17 protein-coding genes are annotated in these 18094 nt (G+C 60.0%); 14 read left to right on the top strand and 3 right to left on the bottom strand.

What is annotated here, in order from left to right; genetic code table 11:
* Window positions 1–237: 237 nt before the first annotated feature.
* From ABD720_RS03825 to ABD720_RS03790, 8 genes are all read left to right on the top strand, one after another.
* Complete coding sequence (locus ABD720_RS03825; protein WP_344761902.1) at window positions 238–1680, top strand: flagellin N-terminal helical domain-containing protein; 1443 nt, start codon at window positions 238–240, stop codon at window positions 1678–1680.
* A 100-nt stretch (window positions 1681–1780) separates the two neighbouring features.
* Window positions 1781–2164, top strand: a complete 384-nt coding sequence (locus ABD720_RS03820) for a flagellar protein FlaG (protein ID WP_344761901.1) — start codon at window positions 1781–1783, stop codon at window positions 2162–2164.
* Window positions 2165–2185: 21 nt separating this feature from the next.
* A complete protein-coding gene (gene fliD, locus ABD720_RS03815) occupies window positions 2186–4534 on the top strand; it encodes a flagellar filament capping protein FliD (protein ID WP_344761900.1) in 2349 nt (782 codons plus the stop codon).
* A 12-nt stretch (window positions 4535–4546) separates the two neighbouring features.
* Complete coding sequence (gene fliS, locus ABD720_RS03810; protein ID WP_344761899.1) at window positions 4547–5023, top strand: flagellar export chaperone FliS; 477 nt, start codon at window positions 4547–4549, stop codon at window positions 5021–5023.
* Complete coding sequence (locus tag ABD720_RS03805; protein WP_344761898.1) at window positions 5020–5343, top strand: flagellar protein FliT; 324 nt, start codon at window positions 5020–5022, stop codon at window positions 5341–5343. The genes fliS and ABD720_RS03805 overlap by 4 nt, the downstream gene beginning before the upstream one ends.
* A 26-nt stretch (window positions 5344–5369) precedes the next feature.
* On the top strand, window positions 5370–6359 hold the full coding sequence (gene fliK, locus ABD720_RS03800) for a flagellar hook-length control protein FliK (protein WP_344761897.1): 990 nt from the start codon (window positions 5370–5372) through the stop codon (window positions 6357–6359).
* Window positions 6356–6643: an EscU/YscU/HrcU family type III secretion system export apparatus switch protein gene (locus ABD720_RS03795; protein ID WP_344761895.1), complete on the top strand. Its 288-nt coding sequence runs from the start codon at window positions 6356–6358 to the stop codon at window positions 6641–6643. Before fliK ends, ABD720_RS03795 begins: the two co-directional genes overlap by 4 nt.
* A gap of 69 nt (window positions 6644–6712) precedes the next feature.
* Window positions 6713–7480: a flagellar brake protein gene (locus ABD720_RS03790; protein WP_344761893.1), complete on the top strand. Its 768-nt coding sequence runs from the start codon at window positions 6713–6715 to the stop codon at window positions 7478–7480.
* Window positions 7481–7630: 150 nt separating this feature from the next.
* On the opposite strand, the gene ABD720_RS03785 is transcribed toward ABD720_RS03790, so the two are convergent.
* Together ABD720_RS03785 and ABD720_RS03780 are read right to left on the bottom strand one after the other, a co-directional pair.
* Window positions 7631–8263: a CDP-alcohol phosphatidyltransferase family protein gene (locus ABD720_RS03785; RefSeq protein ID WP_344761892.1), complete on the bottom strand. Its 633-nt coding sequence runs from the start codon at window positions 8261–8263 to the stop codon at window positions 7631–7633.
* Window positions 8264–8287: 24 nt separating this feature from the next.
* Window positions 8288–8680 (bottom strand): hypothetical protein, encoded by a 393-nt coding sequence (locus ABD720_RS03780; RefSeq protein ID WP_344761891.1) that lies wholly within the window; start codon window positions 8678–8680, stop codon window positions 8288–8290.
* A 115-nt stretch (window positions 8681–8795) separates the two neighbouring features.
* Here ABD720_RS03780 and ABD720_RS03775 point away from each other — a divergent pair, with 115 nt between their 5' ends.
* A complete protein-coding gene (locus tag ABD720_RS03775; protein WP_344761890.1) occupies window positions 8796–9761 on the top strand; it encodes a sulfurtransferase in 966 nt (321 codons plus the stop codon).
* Window positions 9762–10439: 678 nt separating this feature from the next.
* Complete coding sequence (locus ABD720_RS03770) at window positions 10440–10805, top strand: hypothetical protein (protein WP_344761889.1); 366 nt, start codon at window positions 10440–10442, stop codon at window positions 10803–10805.
* An 18-nt stretch (window positions 10806–10823) separates the two neighbouring features.
* Here ABD720_RS03770 and ABD720_RS03765 read toward each other — a convergent pair whose 3' ends face one another.
* Window positions 10824–11447 carry a class I SAM-dependent rRNA methyltransferase gene (locus ABD720_RS03765; protein ID WP_344761888.1) on the bottom strand — a complete coding sequence of 208 codons (624 nt, stop codon included), beginning with the start codon at window positions 11445–11447 and terminating at the stop codon, window positions 10824–10826.
* A gap of 132 nt (window positions 11448–11579) precedes the next feature.
* On the opposite strand from ABD720_RS03765, the gene ABD720_RS03760 reads away from it, so the two are divergent.
* The 4 genes from ABD720_RS03760 (at window position 11580) to ABD720_RS03745 (ending at window position 18017) form a co-directional block, all read left to right on the top strand.
* Window positions 11580–14231, top strand: coding sequence for a bifunctional acetate--CoA ligase family protein/GNAT family N-acetyltransferase (locus ABD720_RS03760; RefSeq protein ID WP_344761887.1), 2652 nt, complete (start codon window positions 11580–11582; stop codon window positions 14229–14231).
* An 83-nt stretch (window positions 14232–14314) separates the two neighbouring features.
* On the top strand, window positions 14315–14740 hold the full coding sequence (locus ABD720_RS03755) for an OsmC family protein (protein ID WP_344761886.1): 426 nt from the start codon (window positions 14315–14317) through the stop codon (window positions 14738–14740).
* A 462-nt stretch (window positions 14741–15202) separates the two neighbouring features.
* Window positions 15203–15712, top strand: coding sequence for a hypothetical protein (locus ABD720_RS03750; RefSeq protein ID WP_344761885.1), 510 nt, complete (start codon window positions 15203–15205; stop codon window positions 15710–15712).
* 19 nt (window positions 15713–15731) lie between these two features.
* Complete coding sequence (locus ABD720_RS03745; RefSeq protein WP_344761884.1) at window positions 15732–18017, top strand: ATP-dependent DNA helicase; 2286 nt, start codon at window positions 15732–15734, stop codon at window positions 18015–18017.
* The last annotated feature ends 77 nt before the right edge of the window (window positions 18018–18094 follow it).

The raw sequence follows: 18094 nt of genomic DNA, 5'->3' as shown, positions 1-18094 counted from the left end.
AGAACACGTAAAAATTGCGCTAAAGTTTTATCAAATCTGGCCGAAGGGGAAAACAGGAAATCAAAGGCACGCACGGGCAATAAGAAAAAACATCGTTGCCCCAGCTAAACTTTTTGGATGACCTACCGATAAAGATTACAACAGCGGTCTGCAGCGCTCACATAGCGAGGAAGACCAAAGTTGACCAGGCTGTCAAAAGCCATCAGTCATCGGAACCCACTTACTAGGAGCTACATCATGGCCTCATTCATCAATACCAACCTTGCTTCCCTCAACGCTCAGCGCAACCTGACAACCTCACAAACCGGCCTGGCCACTTCCTTGCAGCGTTTGTCGTCCGGTCTGCGGATCAACTCCGCAAAAGACGATGCCGCAGGCCTGGCAATTACAGAGCGTCTGACGTCGCAAATCAATGGTTCGGATCAGGCTGGCCGCAATGCAAATGACGGTATCTCCCTGGCCCAAACGGCTGAGGGCGACCTGGCGCAGATCGGTAACAACCTGCAGCGTATTCGTGAGCTGGCTGTGCAATCAGCCAATGGTTCGAACTCGGCATCGGACCGCGCTTCGATCAACAACGAAGCCAAATCGCTCGCTGCTGAAATCGACCGTGTTGCACAAAACTCTTCCTTCAACGGCAACAAACTGCTCGATGGCTCGTTCAATGCGCAAAGTTTCCAGATCGGCGCCAACGGTACTGCCAACGACCAGGTCACCATTTCATCGATCAGCAGCGCACGCACTTCAGCATTGGGTGGCAGCGGTACATCAACCTCGACCACTACCACTGGCGCAGCAACGACCACAGCGCTTGCCGCTGGCGATCTGACATTGAACGGCTTTCAGGTAGGCGCATCGAGCACCGGTGCAGCGCCTGGCCAATCTGCCAGTAGCGCGTTTTCCATCGCTGCAGCTATTAATGCCGTATCGTCCCAGTCTGGCGTGACCGCTACGGCTCAGCCAACATCGATTACTGGTACCGCGGCGACTGCTTTTACAGCAACATCTGGTGCAACTCTGACGGTCAACGGCGTACAGGTCGGAGCAATCGCAGCTGGCGGAACAGTAACTGGCCAAGGCGCAAACACGGCAGCGGCAATTAACCTGGTATCGAGCCAGTCAGGTGTTAGTGCAACGGCGGATGCAGTGACCGGCAAAGTTACCTTGTCGGCAGCAGATGGCCGGGATATCGCACTTGGTGCCGGCTTTACGGCTGCCAACTCCGGATTGACAGGCGGAGCAACGACAAAAGGCACAGTCAAACTGGATTCGACGAGCAGCGTGGGTATCAATATCAGTGGTGGTAACGTAGCGTATGCTGGTCTGGCGGCTGGTGCAGTCACTGCTTCAAGCACATCGACCATCAGCAGCATCGCATCGATCGACCTGTCAACCGCAACCGGCGCCACCAACGCCCTGTCTGCCATCGATGGCGCACTGGCAACAATCAACAGCTCCCGCGCTTCACTCGGTGCTGTACAAAACCGGTTTGCATCCGTCGTTACCAGCCTGCAAACCACGTCGGAAAACCTGAGTGCATCGCGTAGCCGGATTCAGGACACCGACTTCGCTTCGGAAACTGCCAAACTGACCCGTGGCCAGATTCTGCAACAGGCTGGTACGGCGATTCTGGCTCAGGCGAATTCGCTGCCGAACGGTGTACTCTCGCTGTTGCGTTAATTCGCACCGGCAGAGTAAAAACAGCGGTCTTTCGGGATCGCTTTTCAGGACGGAAACCGGGGAACCGCTTTCCGTCTTCCAACTGACAAGGTGAGATCGAATGGACATTTCCGGAGTATCCAGCGCGCGCCCCGCGGCGCCAGTCAGTGCCGAGCAGATCCGTACGGCAGCACCACAACCGCCAGCCATTTCGCCGTCTCTGGTGGCCGACAATGGGGTTAAGCTGACAGCAAGCAAGGCAGAAAAAACCGCAGCACCCAGCGACAGCGACGTAAAACAGTCGATCGCCGTGGTCAACAGTTACCTGAAGCAGACGCTGAATGGCATCGAATTCAGCCAGGACAAAGAGACCGGTCAGACCTTGGTAAAGATTCTCGACACGACCAGCGGCAAAGTAATTCGACAGATCCCGACCGTGCAAGCGATCGAGATTTCAAAAGATATCGGCAAGCTGCAAGGCTTGCTCATCAAAGACAAGGCATAACTCCCGACGAGGGCAGACATCATGGCTATTTCATCACCAGGGATCGGGTCCAATCTTGACGTCAACTCGATCGTCACCCAACTGATTGCTATTGATAGTCAGCCACTGGCGGTATTGACCAAGCGGCAAACCAGCTTCCAGGCAAAATTGTCGGCCATCGGCAGCGTCAAGAGCGCCCTTTCTTCCTTCCAGACCGCTGTCAGCGGACTGTCCGACATCAGCAAATTTCAGGGCGCCAGCGTCAGTGCGGCAGATGCGACCATCGCCACTGCAAGCGGTAGTTCGATTGCGGTGCCGGGAACGTATGCGCTGCAGGTCACCAGTCTGGCGCAGGCGCAAAAACTGGTCGCTCCGGGCCAGACCACCAGTAACACCGCCATTGGCAGCGGCACCCTGAGCTTCGATTTCGGTACGATCAGCGGTGGCAGCGCGACCAATGGGCAATATGCAGGCGCGAGCTTCACCAGCAACGCCTCCGGTGTCAAGACCGTCACCATCGACCCTGCGAACAACACGCTTGCCGGGATCCGTGATGCGATCAATGCAGCCAAGATTGGTGTCACCGCCACCATCCTCAACGATGGCGGCACTACGCCGTACCGGATGGTGCTGACCCAAGCCAGCACGGGCGTGAGCAACAGCATCAAGATTTCTGTCGCGGGTGATGCAGGCTTGTCAGCATTGCTCGGGCAAGACCCGGCCGGTGTTCAGGCCTTGACCGAAAACCAGACCGCTGCCAACGCCGAATTCAAGATTGATGGCATCGCAGTGTCCAAGCCATCAAATACCGTCACCGATGTGCTGCCCGGCGTCACGCTGAATTTACGCGGCAAGACCGCCGCCGGTGTCAGTACCAGCGTTACCGTGGCGCGCGATACCGCGGCGATTGCCAATTCGGTGACGCAGTTCGTCACCGCGTATAACCAGATCACGCAAACGCTGACCAATGTGTCGTCGTATGACGCTGCTACCAAGTCGGCTGCCGTCCTGAATGGCGATTCATCGATCCGTTCGGTCCAGAACCAGATCCGTGATGTCCTCAATGCCCCGGTCAGTGGCGGCAACAGCGCCTACTCGGTGCTATCGGAAATCGGCGTCTCGCTGCAAAAAAACGGTTCACTGGCGCTCGACAGCACCAAGCTGCAGACCGCCATCGATAGCAATTTTTCGGATATCGCAGGATTGTTTGCCGCCGTCGGAAAAAGTACCGACAGCCAGGTCACATTCACCGGCGCGACCGCCAATACCAAACCGGGTGCCTATCCCGTCACGATCAGCCAGCTGGCGCGTCAGGGCAGTGCGGTCGGTGCGTCGGGAATCACCGGCGCAGGCGGCGCCAAAACCACCGGCTCGGCAGCAGCAGGCTTGACGGTCGATGGTACGAACGACAGCCTGACGGTCTTGCTGGATGGCGTTAGCACCAGTATTTCGCTGACCCAGCAAACCTATGCCAGCGCCGACAGCCTGGCAACCGAAATCCAGACGCAGATCAACGCTGCAAGTGCCTTCTCGACAGCAGGGTCATCGGCAACGGTGACCAACAACGCCGGTGTACTGACGATTACCTCGAACAAGACCGGCTCTGCCTCGAACTCGGCCGCCAGCGTCACGGGCGGCAACGGCAAAACGAATATCCTCGGTGCCAATCCAACGGTCACTGCAGCGTACGACACCGCCATCACCAGCGGCGTGAATGACACATTGGACGTGCAGCTCGACGGCGTTACCAAAAGCATCACGCTGGCAGCAGGCAATTACAGCTTCGCCTCGATCGCGGCGGAATTGCAAGGCAAGATCAACGGTGCGACGGAATTTTCGACACCCGGACTTGCGCTCAAGGTGACGCAAAATGCCGGTGTGCTGTCGATCCTGTCGAACACCTATGGCGCAAAATCAAGTGTGACCATCGCTAGCGGCACGGCCCTTGCCGCGCTGTTTGGCGGCACGGCACCGACCGCCACCGCCGGGCTGGATGTGATTGGCACCATCAACGGTGCGTCGGCAGTCGGCGTGGGCCAGCTCCTCACGGGTGCCACAGGTGATGGCTCGGAAGGCCTGACGCTGGTCGCCGATGGCGCGACGCTCGGCGCACGTGGCACGATCAATTATTCGCAGGGTTATGCGTTCCAGCTCAACAAGCTGCTTACCGGATTGCTCGGCGCAAATGGCCCGATGACCTCGCGTACCGACGGTATCAACGCATCGCTGAAATCGCTTGCCAAGAGCAAGGTCGATCTCAGCGCAACCATTGCACAAAACGAAAAACGCTATCGCGCCCAGTACACCGCGCTCGACAGCATCATCAGCAAAATGAATACCACCAGCAGCTACCTGACCCAGCAACTGGCCAGCATTGCCAAGAATTCTTAACGGAGAAATCGCATGTTCGGAACCACCAGAAAAGGTGCCAGTGCCTACGCCACCGTCAGCATCGAAACCGGCGTCATCGCCGCCTCGCCGCACAAACTGATCGTGATGCTGTTCGACGGCGCGATGGTTGCCGTGTCCATGGCGCAGCAGCAGATGCAGGCAGGACAAATCGAAGCCAAGGGCAAGTCGATCTCCAAAGCCATCTCGATCATCGACAATGGCCTGCGCGCCAGTCTCGATAAAAAAGTCGGCGGCCAGATCGCCGTCAGCCTCGATGCGCTCTACACCTACATGAGCAATCGCCTGCTGATCGCCAACCTGAACAACCAGCCCGAGATTCTGCAGGAAGTCCACACGCTGCTGATGGACTTGAAGACGGCATGGGACGCGATCGGTCAGCAAGCCGACTTGACGCCGGCAGCCGTCGCGGAAATCCCTGCAGCTGCCATGCCGAATGCCACACCCATGATGAAAGCGTACAGCGCATGAATAGCCAGGAAGTCCTCGATGTGTATGAAACCGTCGCAGTCATCACCGACCAGATGCTGGCCGCTGCCCGGAAGCGCGACTGGGAAGAACTGGTCGTGCTGGAATCACGCGTGGCTGGCCACGTCAGCTCGCTCAAATCCGGTGAACAACCGGCTGCGCTGACGGGCGAAACCCGACTCCGCAAAGTCCAGATCATCCAGAAAATCCTGGCCCACGACCGCCTGATCCGTGACATCACCGAACCGTGGATGGCCGAACTGGCTATCCTGATGAACAGTGCCGGGACCGAGCGCAAACTGTCACAGGCTTACGGCAGCTGACAGGCTGACTTGAAAGCTGACCAACGATGGTTGCACCGGTTGATATTCAGGGACAACGCCCGATCGCGCAGATCGACAGGTTGTTGCCGACAGCGCCAATCGGCGATGCGCGGGAAGAAGCCAATGCACGGCTAACCCAGCTGACCATCGGTCAGCGGCTGCAAGGCACTGTGGCATCGTTACTGGATGATGGCTCGTTCATCGTGAAACTGGCCGACACGGCGGTGCGCACCAACCTGCCGAGCGGCAGCAAAGTGGGCGACCAGTTGCAGATGACGCTGGTCGGCACCGAACCACGTGCCACGTTTTTACTCGACGGTGAGTCAGCTGCCGCACCCGCCACGTTCAGCCCCACCGCGCGACTGATCGACAGCATTCTGCACAATTCCACCGCCACCACCTTGCTGGGAAAAACACCCCTGGTCAATTCCGGCGCAGCGCCGCCGGCGCAGCTCGCCACGGCGTTACAAACTGCGCTGGGCCACAGCGGACTTTTTTACGAATCCCACGTTCAGCAATGGGCCAACGGTCAGCGGCCGCTGGCCGACCTGCTGCGCGAACCGCAAAATATCAATGCGCGCATCCCCGACACCACGGCAGTGACCAGCACCGACGTCGCCCTCCGGCCCGACGCAGCGCTCAATCCCGACACGGCACGCATTGTCAATCTGCAGCTCAATACGATCGACCAGCCGCGCCTGCAATGGCAGGGCGAAGTCTGGCCGGGCCAGCAGATGGAATGGGAAGTCAGTGAACAGCCACAACAGCAATCCGCCGAACGGGAAGAGCCCGAACGCAGCTGGCAAAGCGTGGTGCGCTTTGACTTGCCAACGCTGGGAAAAATCTCGGCCACCATCACGCTGGTCGGCGACCATGTGCAGATGCAGGTACGTACCGCCGACCCCGCCAGCGCCGAGACCCTGCGCGAACATGGCACCCGTCTGGCCGATGCGATCGATGCAGCGGGCGCGAAGCTCGATGTGCTGAACGTCAGACCGGAGGATGACGTCGCATGAGCAAGCCCGACACGCCTCTGCAAAATGCCGTCGCGCTGGCTTACCAGAGTGGGGATGCCGCGCCAAAGATCGTCGCCAAGGGGCGCGGTTTGATCGCCGCCGAGATTATCGCGCGGGCGAAAGAACATGGCGTGTTCGTACACGAATCCAAAGAACTGGTGGCGTTGCTGATGCAGGTCGATCTGGATGGCCAGATTCCACCGGCGCTGTACCGCGCGATTGCCGAACTGCTGGCGTGGCTTTATCACATTGAAGCGGCAAAATTGGCTGGTGACAGGGTATGATTGCAGCGACCGTGACGCCTTAGGCGTCTCTTTGTTACTACTCAATTGCTCATCAATTCAAGACCACCGATGCAAAACCATCCCGAAGAAAACGACATCGAGAACCTCGACCTCAGCCCATTCAAGGTCAGTTCGCGCCGCGAAATTGCTGCGCTCATGCGCTCCCTGTGCGACCAGAAACAGCCGATCCGCATGCTGATGGAAGGGACTGGCGAAGCCTGCGTGACCATGGTGCTGCATGTTGACGAAGGCACTGGCGAAGTCATCCTTGATGTACCGGAAGATACGAACCTGAACGCGCGGTTGCTACGTAGCGAAAACATCTCTTTCGAGACCGTGCTGGAACGGATCCGCATCCTGTTCTTTGCCACTAAAGTCGACGAATGCGAATTCAACGGGCTACCTGCGCTGCGCATACTGCTACCACCCAGCCTGATTCGCTTGCAGCGTCGCGAGTTTTATCGGGTAGCGACACCGCTGTCGACGCCGCTCCGTTGCACAATCCAGATTCTTGACGGCGACATCGTGGTGCCCGTTGCGCTGTCGTTACACAACGTCAGCGGTGGCGGAATCACGATCATTGACGACCAGCACCTGCTCGACAACACCATCGGCCGCATCTATCAGGCCTGCCAGATTTACCTGCCTGGCAGCACCGTCGTCACGACTGCGCTGGAAATCCGCAATTCGGTCGATGTCACACTGGCCAACGGCAACGTGAGCCGCCGGCTGGGTTGCCTGTTCATGGACCTGCCGAAGTCGATGCTGGCGGTCATTCAGCGTTACATCACCCGGCTTGAGCGCGAGCAGAATGCCAGATCAAACGGAATCAGATAAGGCTAGCTTGTACGGCAGTAGCAATCAATCATTGAGCGTCGGGTACGCAATCCGCTTGCGGCGGTCAACATAAAACGGGTCACAAAATCTGGCGACGTGCCGCGTACCCACGCCAATCGCTTTCGCCAAGCTGAATCGGAAGCGTCCAGCTCAAAGCTTCGGAATCCGCACCGTCTTGCTGATCATCAGCGTGCCAGACAGCACGAACAACAGCGCCAGCGGATGCAACGCCCAGGCCCCGGCATTCCACACGCCGCCCATCAGCTCGGCACCGATGCGGCCCTGCCACGCAATCCATGTCAGCACCGCCGTGATCAACACGCTGGTCGGGATCGGCGTGCCCTCGAAGTAGCGCACCTTGTCGGCCCCCTCGGAAAGCGCCTCCGCGGTGACGTTGTAGCGCGCCAAGCGGCTCACCCCGCAACATACGAAGTAAATCAGCACGAGCGCATCGAGCCCGCCACGCATCCCGGCAGCGAAGGCCAGCGTGGCCGGTGCCAGTCCGAATGAAATGACGTCGGCCAGTGAATCGAGCTCACGGCCCAGCGCGGAGTGCTGCTGACGCGAGCGCGCGATCCGGCCATCCAGCACATCGAAAATGAACGCCGCCGGCGCCATCGCCGCTGCCCAGTAAAAATGCACCAGCGACTGACTGGCCATGAACGACATCGCCAGCAACACCGCAGCCACGCCGCAAGCTGCATTCCCCAGGGTAAAAAAATCAGCCAGATGGAATTCGCGCAGCATGGAAAAGTGCTTGCGCTTCGATTGCGGTTCGGTCATTGCGACTCCTTGACTACAGTGAAATTATTTGGCCGGATCGGCCGGTACGATGGTCGTGGTTTCGCGGATCAGGCCGCCGTCGCGCACGCTGCCACTCAGAGCGCCCTCGCCCCGGATGCGGCTTTCGCAATCGCGCTTGTCATCAGCGTTCAACGCGTTACAACGGACCATCGCATTCTGCTCGTACGACACTTTACCGTCTCCAAGCTGGTGTCGGCGCGCGTCGTCGCGGGCGGCACCGGCTTCCTGCAGGCAAATCGCCTGGCTCTGGTTCGATTTACCGCTCAGGCACACTGCCCGTTCACGCTGGTAGCGCGCTTCGACGTTGGTTGCAGCGACGGTATCGGCGGCGTGTGCGGCGCCGGCAAAACTGGCCGCCAGTGCAATGGCAGCGATCAATGGATTGATATTTGGCATGATGAGATTCCCCTTAAAAATCCAAGGTAGCCGGCTACCACAAACCAGTCTGTTCGGTATCGGACATAGCGAAAACGATAAGCCTGCGCGACTTTCTGAGACAATGCGCGCCACCATGAACGCCACCCTTCGTCCCTGTCCGCAGATTGCCCTGCCCTGGCTGGCCGGGTTGCTGGCCGGTCGCTCGGTGGCGGATGCGCCAGCGCCGCAATGGCAGCTCATCGAAGTGGGTTCGGGTGATGAATCGCTATTCCGGCAGGCACATATTCCTGGCGCGACATGGCTGGATATCACCCGCCTGGAGCAAGCGCCGCTGTGGAACAAGGTACCCGATGCGCAGTTGCTGCACGTGCTGCTGGAGCATGGCCTCTGTAGTACCTCCAGCGTGATTCTTTACAGCCGCACCATGACCGCTGCTGCACGGGTCGGGCATTTGTTGCTGTATGCCGGCGTAAAAGATGTACGCCTGCTCGATGGCAACCTGGCATCCTGGCGCACGGCCGGCCTGCCGCTAACTGCAGGCCCATCGCGGCGACACGTGCCGGTGGCCACGTTCGGCAGCCCCTTTCCGGCACATCCCGATTATCTGATCGATACGTATCAGGCAAAGGCCTTGATGACACAGGCCGACGGCACGCTGGCCAGTATCCGCAGCCATGCCGAATTCATCGGTGCAACCTCCGGTTACAGCTACATCCCTGTCTGTGGCGAGATTCCCGGCGCCTGCTGGGGGCGGGCGGGTGTCTCTGGCGACATCAACAGCATGAGCGATTTTCAGCACCCTGACGGTCGCATGAAAAGCCCCGCCGCCATCAGCGCATTCTGGTCGGAGAACGGCATCGTCCCGACACGGCAAACCGCGTTTTATTGCGGTACCGGCTGGCGCGCCTCACTGGCATTTTTTTATGCACGGGCGATGGGCTGGCCGCGTATCAGCGTGTATGACGGTGGCTGGTTCGAATGGAGCAGCGACCCCGTTAATCCGCGCGTGTCGATGCTGCAATCCAGTGCCGAAAGCACCGTACGGACACCTCCACGATCCGCAGCACTTCTGCACGAATCAGCGCATACGACCGCTTGACCACCGATGACGACGATGCGCTGCCCCGGGTCGGCAAATCATCCCGTCGTGACTGTCCCGAGCCTGCATCGCCCGTAATTCCAAAAAATGAAATGGCTTGAAATTCATTTGGTGATTAGCGCAGTTGAACCCGAAAGTGGCGCAGTTAGACGAACTGCGCCAGCCAAAACAGCACCATGACTACTGAAACTTAACTCTTCAAAACCATCTCATCTCGTAGGTTGGGCTGCGAAGCCCAACATGCGTCACGATCGGCACACCGGTGTTTCGATCGATGACATCCACACACCGCCTGCTCTTGCCAACCACCGCAAATCACTCAGCACCGTCGCGTGGATCGCGAAGCCCTGTCAGCGTATTGCGATGGCGACGCATGTTGGGCTTTGCAGCCCCAACCTACCGCCAGGTGCTTTGCATGCTGAAATTTGCAGCGCAGAACCCACCTTGACATACCTGGCTTCGCGGCCTGATGGCTCTGAACCTTGATGCAATCGCCACAGAACCCAGGGCACGAAAGTACCCGCGGACCGTGTGCTGCCCATCGGACAGGCGAATGGCGTTGACGACTGCGGTCGGTTCCAGTGAAGCCGCGACCGCACGCGCATCCTTGCTGCGATCCGATGCGGCGCGTACCATGTGCGCACTTCAATCATCCGCACCACTTTTACAGGAATTACCATGGACGACCGCTTGACCACCGATGAATACGATGCCCTGACCCAGATCGGCAAATCATCCCGCGGTGACCGGCCCAGCGCCTGCATCGCCCGCAATTCCAAAAAACTCAATGGCCTGAAATTCATCAGCCATGCAAAAGATGGCCACCTGGCGCTGACCGAAAAAGGCCAGCAAACCCTGTTCCTGCGTCAGTGCATAGAAGGTTTACGCGCCGTCTCGACCGACTCACTGGCAAATCTGGCCGCCGATGTCGCGCTGTTCCTCGGCAAGAAAGGCCACATCACCCGTGCCGACGACGGCACCTATGCCATCACCCAGCGCGGGCAGGAATCGCTGACCGATATCGATACCTCAGCCAAGTCGTAATCCATCAGTGTCGCTTTCTCAAGCGAACTTGTTCTTCCGTCCGGTCTTGATGTTGAGCGAATACCGCACGCCTTTTTCGGTCATTTCGATTGCATCCGGCGGCTCTTCGCCGGCCAGCACGCCGGACAGCACCCGCAATCCCTCGCCCTTGCGCAAAAGCGCATCGGCACGTTCATAGACATTCTTGCAGCCGGTTTCGGCGATCAGCGACTGGACGATGGCGACTTTCCAGGCATCCACGCCGGCGGCCTGGAATTCGCAGACCAGGTAGCCCTTAACGCCGCCGTACCATTCCGCCACCAGACCTGACAGGCCGTCTTCTTCACCGACCACCAGTTGGACCGGCGTCGTTTTGGCGCCGCTGCGTTTGGCGACGGCCGCTTTTACCCGCCGCTTGATGAGGGCATGATCGACTGGCTCGTCCGGCTCGAAGCTCCAGACACGGGCGCGAATTTGTGATTTGGAATTGTAGGCAGCGCGGGCCAGAAACTGGCCGTTGGAGGCATGCACCAGCGCGGTAATGCCGGCGGTCATTTTTTCTTGCGGGCGGCCATCGACGCGTTCGACGGCGGATGCATAGATCCACGGCTGGCGTTCGAGCAGGCTTTTTTCCTTGCCTTGTTTGATGGTGATGATGAGCATGACGGAGTTCCGGAAAAGATTGCGCAATACGATGACTACGAACCTGCGCAGTGTAATAAGGTTTTGCAGCGACATCCATGCAATCATTGCGCAATTCCGTCCTCCGTTCCGCTATTTGTCGAGAAAGTCCCCATGAGCATCCGTAACCTGCCGCTGCTGTTCAAACCGAAATCCGTCGCTCTGATCGGTGCATCGAGCCGGCCGGGCAGCATCGGCGCGGCGGTCCTGCACAACCTGATCGCCGGTGGCTTTGCCGGCAAGATCCTGCCGGTTAATCCGAAGTACCGCAGCCTGCTCGACCTGGAGGTCTGGCACAGCGTCGCGAGGCTGCCGGTCACGCCCGACCTCGCGATCATCTGCACGCCGCCCCACACCGTACCGGGACTCATCACTGCGCTCGGTGAACGCGGTTGCAAGGCGGCCATCGTGATGACGCCTGGCATGGGCAAGCAGCGCGAGGCCATGCTGAACGCCGCCAAGCCTTTTTTGTTGCGCATCCTTGGCGCGACCAGTGGCGGTGTGCTGGTGCCGGGCATCGGCCTCAATGCCAGCTTCTCGCATGGCCAGGCACTGCCTGGCAAGCTGGCCTTTGTTTCGCAATCCGGCGCGCTGATGAATGGCGTGCTGGACTGGGCGAGCACGCGCGGCATTGGCTTTTCGAAGTTCCTGTCGCTGGGTGACAGCGCTGATATCGACTTTGGCGATCTGCTGGATTATCTGGCGGGCGATTCGGCAACGCACGGCATTCTGCTGTTCCTTGAGGATGTACGGCTGGCGCGCAAATTTATGTCGGCCGCGCGCAGTGCGGCACGCGGAAAACCGGTGCTGGTCATCAAGGCCGGCCGCGCTGCCGAGAGCGCGCGTGCGGCGGCGTCGCACACCGGCGCACTGGCAGGCACCGACAGTGTCTATGACGCGGCGATCCGCCGCGCGGGTATGTTGCGGGTGTATTCGACCGAGGCCCTGTTCGGCGCGGTCGAGACCCTGGCGCGGGCAAAACCGATGCACGGCGAACGCTTGGCCATTCTGACTAACGGCGGCGGACCCGGCGTGATGGCCACCGACGCGCTGGTCACCCTGCACGGCAAACTGGCTACGCTGGCACCCGCCACCATCACACAACTGGCAACGGTGTTGCAACCGACCTGGTCGCAGGACAACCCGGTCGACATCGGCGGCGACGCACCAGTCGAACGGTATCGCGCTGCTCTCGCCAGCCTGCTCGCCGATCCGGAGTCGGACGCGATCCTGTTCATCCATGCCCCGAGTGCCCTTGTCTCCAGCACCGAGATTGCGCAGGCACTGGTACCGCTGTTGCAGCAATCCTCGCGCAATGTGCTGGCCTGTTGGCTCGGTGGGGCAGCGGTGGCCGAAGCGCGTCAGCTCTTTTCGGCGGCGGGTATTGCCACCTTTGACACGCCCGAAGAAGCCGTGCGCGGCTTCATGCAGATCATTGATTTCCGGCATAACCAGCAATTGCTGATGCAGGTGCCGCCCGCCTTGCCGGACCATGGCACGACCGAACGCCTGCGCGCGCAGGCGCTGGTGCGCGCCGCGCTGGCGGATGGACGCACGCTGCTGTCGGAGCCGGAGACCAAGACAGTGTTGGCTGCGTATGGCATCCCGGTCGTCGCCACCATGACCGCTGCCAGTGTCGACGACGCCGTGCGCTGCGCCGCGGACATCGGTTTTCCGGTGGCGATCAAGATCCTGTCGCCGCAAATCTGGCACAAGTCGGATGTCGGTGGCGTCGCGCTCGACTTGGACGATGCCGAGGCCGTGCGACATGCTGCAAGCGCAATGCACAAGCGCCTCAACGAGCTGCAACCGGAGGCCGAACTGCAGGGCTTTGCGGTACAGGCGATGGCGCGTCGGCCGCAGGCCCATGAACTCATCGTTGGTGTCAGTACCGATCCGGTGTTCGGCCCGGTGATCCTGTTCGGTCAGGGCGGGGTTGCCGTCGAAGTACTGGATGACCATGCAGTCGGCCTGCCACCGCTCAATTCGGTGCTGGCCGCCGACATGATTGCACGCACGCGGGTGTCGCGCCTGCTGGCCGGTTACCGCAATCGGCCTGCCGCCGACCTGGCTGCCATCAATCACACGCTGATCCAGATTTCCAACCTGGTTGAGGATTTGCCGGAGCTGGTCGAACTCGACATCAATCCGCTGCTGGCCGACGGTCAAGGCGTCATCGCCCTTGATGCGCGGATGCGGGTCGCGCTGCCAACCGGCAAATCACGGCAGGCAATACGGCCGTATCCGCAGGCGCTGGAGCAAGTCATCGACTGGCACGGCGAGGCGCTGACAATCCGGCCAATCAAGCCCGAGGATGGCGCGGCGCATTTGGTCTTTTTTAACCAGTTGAACCAGAACGACGTGCGCTACCGGACCTTTTCCAGCATCCGTCAATTACAGGAGCCGCAAGTCGCCCGCCTGACCCAGATCGATTACGACCGGGAAATGGCTTTTATCGCCACGCGCGTACGGCCCGACGGCGAGCGCGAAACCCTCGGCGTGGCACGCGGGATTGCCGACGCCGACAACCAGGAAGCCGAATTCGCCATCATCGTGCGCTCCGACATGAAAGGCCGCGGGCTCGGCCGACTGCTAATGCAACGCCTGATCGATTATTGCCGCAGTCGTGGCACCCAGTTCATCGTCGGCGAAACCATGTCCGACAACAAGGGCTTGCTGACGCTGACCCAAAAGCTCGGCTTCATCGCGCTGCCGGTGCCCGAGGAACGCATCATGTCGCTGCGGCTGGACCTGCAACCACGCTGAATGACCCGGTCTGTGCGCATCCACACAGACCTTGCCGGATTGACAACGCATACTGGGTCTTCACTCATTGACGAGGAGTCACCATGATCAAGAACGCATCGGCAGTCTGGCAAGGCGGTATCAAGGATGGCGGCGGTACCATTTCGACCGAAAGCGGTGTGCTCAAGGAAGCACCGTACGGATTCAATGCACGCTTTGAAGGGGGCAAGGGCACCAATCCCGAGGAGTTGATCGGTGCGGCGCATGCAGGCTGTTTTTCGATGGCCTTGTCGCTGATGCTGGGTGACGCCGGCATGGTGCCGGAACGGATCGATACGAAGGCGGCAGTGACGCTGGACAAGGTAGGCGATGGCTTCGAGATCACCGCCAGCCATTTGACCGTGGTCGTGAAGATACCGGGCGCGGACCCGGCGAAGTTTGCTGCGATTGCGGAGAAGGCGAAGGCGGGTTGCCCGGTGTCGAAGCTGCTGAAGGCGGCGATCACGATGGATGCGCGACTGGAAGCGTGAGGCACAGCGCGGCTTGAATGGGCACACTACCAGGCACCCGGCCGAGTACGGCCGAGGTGCGCAATGGGTGTAACAAATTGACGGTGTAGCCCTGGGCAAGGCAAACGCTTTGCCATCTCCTTGCAAAGCCCGATACAGGATAACTTCAAGCCTATTTAACCTTGCAAATCATGGAATGAAACTCCACGATTGCAAGGATACTCAAGCACCATCTGCCTGTCCGGCGAACCAAACAACTTCAGGATTCGGCCTACGTGACTGTGCGGAAGCGGCGCCAGATTGGCTGCGCCACTCCTGCAGTGCCATCTGCCAAATCCCCAACCAGCATCTATCGCACAAAGCTACCGCGCAATCAAACCAAAACCGAACCACCATCGCCACAACGCCTGACAGCACCACACGCGCACAAGGTAAAATCCCGGTTTGATCCGAAGCGCGATCCCACTCATCACACCCACCGCAATGTCCGACACTCCCGACCTGCAAGACCTGCCCGACATCGATCCTGATGCCGACATCAATGAACCGCGCCTGTGGCGCAGCGTAGGCTGGACCGCACGCGTCATCAAGAACGATGATGACGAGGGCTGGGCGGTGGCCATGATCAAGGATGGCGAGGCCGAACCGGCGCTGATCGGGCCGTGGACCATGGGCCGCAACAAGAAGGACCCGAAGCCGCTCGACGTGAATGCCTTCAATACGCTGGTCAAGACCGCCTCCGAAGTATTGCGCCGCCACGAGCAGCAACTGCATGCGCAACTGCACAAGAGCGTCATGGTCAGCACCGACACGGCGGAGTTCGAGGTCACACTCGATATCGTGCCTGATGAAGATGATCCGTATGCAATGCTCACGGCCCGTGATGGCGATGGCGAGCAACTCGCGCAGGTGCGGGTAGCGCCGAATTTCAAGCTCACGCGCGCCACCGCCAGTACGTGGATCGAGAACGACTTCCGCAAACCGAACCAGTGACTCGGTTGAGCCCTGCCTGATGGATCAGCCAGCCGTTGCACCGCGCTATACCGTGGCGGTGCGTGCCCTGTGCGAATTCACGGCCAAGCAGGGCGACCTCGACCTGCGTTTCACGCCATCGCCAACCGCACAGGAAGGCATCGCCGGTCATACGCTGGTGGCGTCGCGCAGGTCGGCAGACTACCAATCCGAAATCAGCTTGAGCGGCGATCATGGCCCGCTGCTGGTGCGCGGTCGTGCCGATGGTTACGATCCATCGCTCAATCGACTGGAGGAGATCAAGACCTTTCGCGGTGACCTGACGCGCATGCCCGAAAACCATCGTCATCTGCACTGGGCGCAGGTCAGGATCTACGGCTGGTTGCTGTGCCAGGAGCGCGGACTCGATGCGCTCACGCTGGCGCTGGTGTATTTCGATATTGGCAGCCAGCAGGAAACCGTGCTGACCGAAGTGACCGATGCGGCGACACTCAAGCAGTTTTTCAAACTTCAATGCGAGCGCTTCCTGGCGTGGGCCACGCAAGAACTGGCCTACCGCTCGGCCCGCGACGCCGCCTGGACTACGCTGGACTTTCCGCATCCTGCCTTTCGTGCAGGGCAGCGCGAACTGGCGCAAGCCGTCTATCAGGGCGTCACCAGCGGGCGCTGCCTGCTGGCCCAGGCGCCGACCGGCATCGGCAAGACCATCGGCACGCTGTTTCCGTTGTTGAAGGCGGCGCCATCGCAGCGACTCGACAAGCTGTATTTTCTGGCGGCAAAAACCTCGGGACGCAGCCTCGCGCTCGGGGCCGTGGCGCTGCTGAAACAGCACGCACCAGTGCTGCCATTGCGGGTGCTGGAACTGGTGGCGCGCGACAAGGCCTGTGAGCATCCCGACAAGGCCTGCCATGGCGATTCGTGCCCGCTGGCCCGTGGCTTTTATGACCGGCTGCCACAGGCGCGGGCCGCGGCAATACACAATGACAGCGGCATGACAGGCCACCAGTCGCTGCGTAGCGTGGCGCTGGCGCATGACGTCTGTCCGTATTATCTGGCGCAGGATCTGGTGCGCTGGAGCGACCTGGTCATCGGCGACTACAACTATTATTTCGACAGCAGCGCGATGCTCTACAGCATGGCCATGGCCAACCAGTGGCAGGTGGCAGTGCTGGTCGATGAAGCGCACAACCTGATCGAACGTGGCCGCAAGATGTATTCGGCACAGCTCGGCCAGCGCAGTTTCAATGCCATGCGCCTGATGGCACCGGCGCCACTGCGCAAGAGTCTGGACAAGGTCGGCCGCAGCTGGACCGCACTGGTGAAAGAAAATGCACTGGACTATCAGGTACTGGCTGCGTTACCGGAGAAATTCATGACGGCGCTGCAGCTGGCCATCACCAGTCTCGGCGACTTTTTCAGCGAGAATCCGACCCGGGTCGATGTCGACCTGCAGCGCTTTTATTTCGATGCGCTGCACGTAATGCGGATGGCCGAGTCGTTCGATGCCAACTCGCTGTTCGATATCACCCGGCAGGCGGCCGGCGACACCGTGCTGTGCATTCGCAATGTGATTCCGGCGCCCTTCCTTGCGCCCCGGTTTGCGGCAAGTCGCTCGACCACACTGTTTTCTGCGACGCTCAGTCCGTGGCATTTTTATAGCGATACGCTGGGATTGCCCGCATCCACGGCCTGGATCGACGTCGCGTCGCCGTTCACGGCCGACCAGCTATCGGTGCGGCTGGTGAACACGATCTCGACGCGCTTCCAGCATCGCGATGCATCGATTGCCCCGATCGTCGCGCTGATGGCCGAACAGTACCGGCAACAACCCGGCAACTACCTGACGTTTTTCAGCAGCTTTGACTACCTGCAAAAAGTCACCACGCTGTTCGCTGCGCGGCATCCGGATATTCCGATGTGGGCGCAGTCACGCAGGATGGAGGAAGCCGATCGCGATGCGTTCCTGGCGCGCTTTGCACCCGGCGGACGCGGCATCGGGTTTGCGGTACTCGGTGGCTCGTTCGCCGAAGGCATCGACTTGCCGGGCGATCGCTTGATCGGTGCCTTCATTGCCACGCTCGGGCTACCGCAGATGAATCCGGTCAACGAGCACATCATGCGCCGGATGGAAGCGCGCTTTGGTAGCGGCTATGACTACACCTATCTGTTTCCCGGATTGCAGAAAGTCGTGCAGGCCGCCGGTCGTGTCATTCGTACCGAGTCGGATCGTGGCGTGGTGATCCTGATCGATGACCGCTTTGGCCGTAGCACGGTACAGGCCTTGTTGCCGCGCTGGTGGACACCCGAAATTTTATTGCCAAAGTGAACTAATTACCTTCGACGGACCACTTATCGGCGTGCCGGATGCAAATCTGGCACGCCGCTTTCCCGTCAACAGCAAAT

The organism is Actimicrobium antarcticum (assembly GCF_039536745.1).
Classification (GTDB): Bacteria; Pseudomonadota; Gammaproteobacteria; order Burkholderiales; family Burkholderiaceae_D; genus Actimicrobium; species Actimicrobium antarcticum.
This window is presented reverse-complemented; position numbering and strand designations above follow the sequence as displayed.

Excerpts from the sequence above, each read along its gene's own strand:
- ABD720_RS03825 (WP_344761902.1), top strand. The coding sequence starts at position 238 with ATGGCCTCATTCATCAATACCAACCTTGCTTCCCTCAACGCTCAGCGC.
- ABD720_RS03820 (WP_344761901.1), top strand. The coding sequence starts at position 1,781 with ATGGACATTTCCGGAGTATCCAGCGCGCGCCCCGCGGCGCCAGTCAGT.
- fliD (WP_344761900.1), top strand. The coding sequence starts at position 2,186 with ATGGCTATTTCATCACCAGGGATCGGGTCCAATCTTGACGTCAACTCG.
- fliS (WP_344761899.1), top strand. The coding sequence starts at position 4,547 with ATGTTCGGAACCACCAGAAAAGGTGCCAGTGCCTACGCCACCGTCAGC.
- ABD720_RS03805 (WP_344761898.1), top strand. The coding sequence starts at position 5,020 with ATGAATAGCCAGGAAGTCCTCGATGTGTATGAAACCGTCGCAGTCATC.
- fliK (WP_344761897.1), top strand. The coding sequence starts at position 5,370 with ATGGTTGCACCGGTTGATATTCAGGGACAACGCCCGATCGCGCAGATC.
- ABD720_RS03795 (WP_344761895.1), top strand. The coding sequence starts at position 6,356 with ATGAGCAAGCCCGACACGCCTCTGCAAAATGCCGTCGCGCTGGCTTAC.
- ABD720_RS03790 (WP_344761893.1), top strand. The coding sequence starts at position 6,713 with ATGCAAAACCATCCCGAAGAAAACGACATCGAGAACCTCGACCTCAGC.
- ABD720_RS03785 (WP_344761892.1), bottom strand. The coding sequence starts at position 8,263 with ATGACCGAACCGCAATCGAAGCGCAAGCACTTTTCCATGCTGCGCGAA.
- ABD720_RS03780 (WP_344761891.1), bottom strand. The coding sequence starts at position 8,680 with ATGCCAAATATCAATCCATTGATCGCTGCCATTGCACTGGCGGCCAGT.
- ABD720_RS03775 (WP_344761890.1), top strand. The coding sequence starts at position 8,796 with ATGAACGCCACCCTTCGTCCCTGTCCGCAGATTGCCCTGCCCTGGCTG.
- ABD720_RS03770 (WP_344761889.1), top strand. The coding sequence starts at position 10,440 with ATGGACGACCGCTTGACCACCGATGAATACGATGCCCTGACCCAGATC.
- ABD720_RS03765 (WP_344761888.1), bottom strand. The coding sequence starts at position 11,447 with ATGCTCATCATCACCATCAAACAAGGCAAGGAAAAAAGCCTGCTCGAA.
- ABD720_RS03760 (WP_344761887.1), top strand. The coding sequence starts at position 11,580 with ATGAGCATCCGTAACCTGCCGCTGCTGTTCAAACCGAAATCCGTCGCT.
- ABD720_RS03755 (WP_344761886.1), top strand. The coding sequence starts at position 14,315 with ATGATCAAGAACGCATCGGCAGTCTGGCAAGGCGGTATCAAGGATGGC.
- ABD720_RS03750 (WP_344761885.1), top strand. The coding sequence starts at position 15,203 with ATGTCCGACACTCCCGACCTGCAAGACCTGCCCGACATCGATCCTGAT.
- ABD720_RS03745 (WP_344761884.1), top strand. The coding sequence starts at position 15,732 with ATGGATCAGCCAGCCGTTGCACCGCGCTATACCGTGGCGGTGCGTGCC.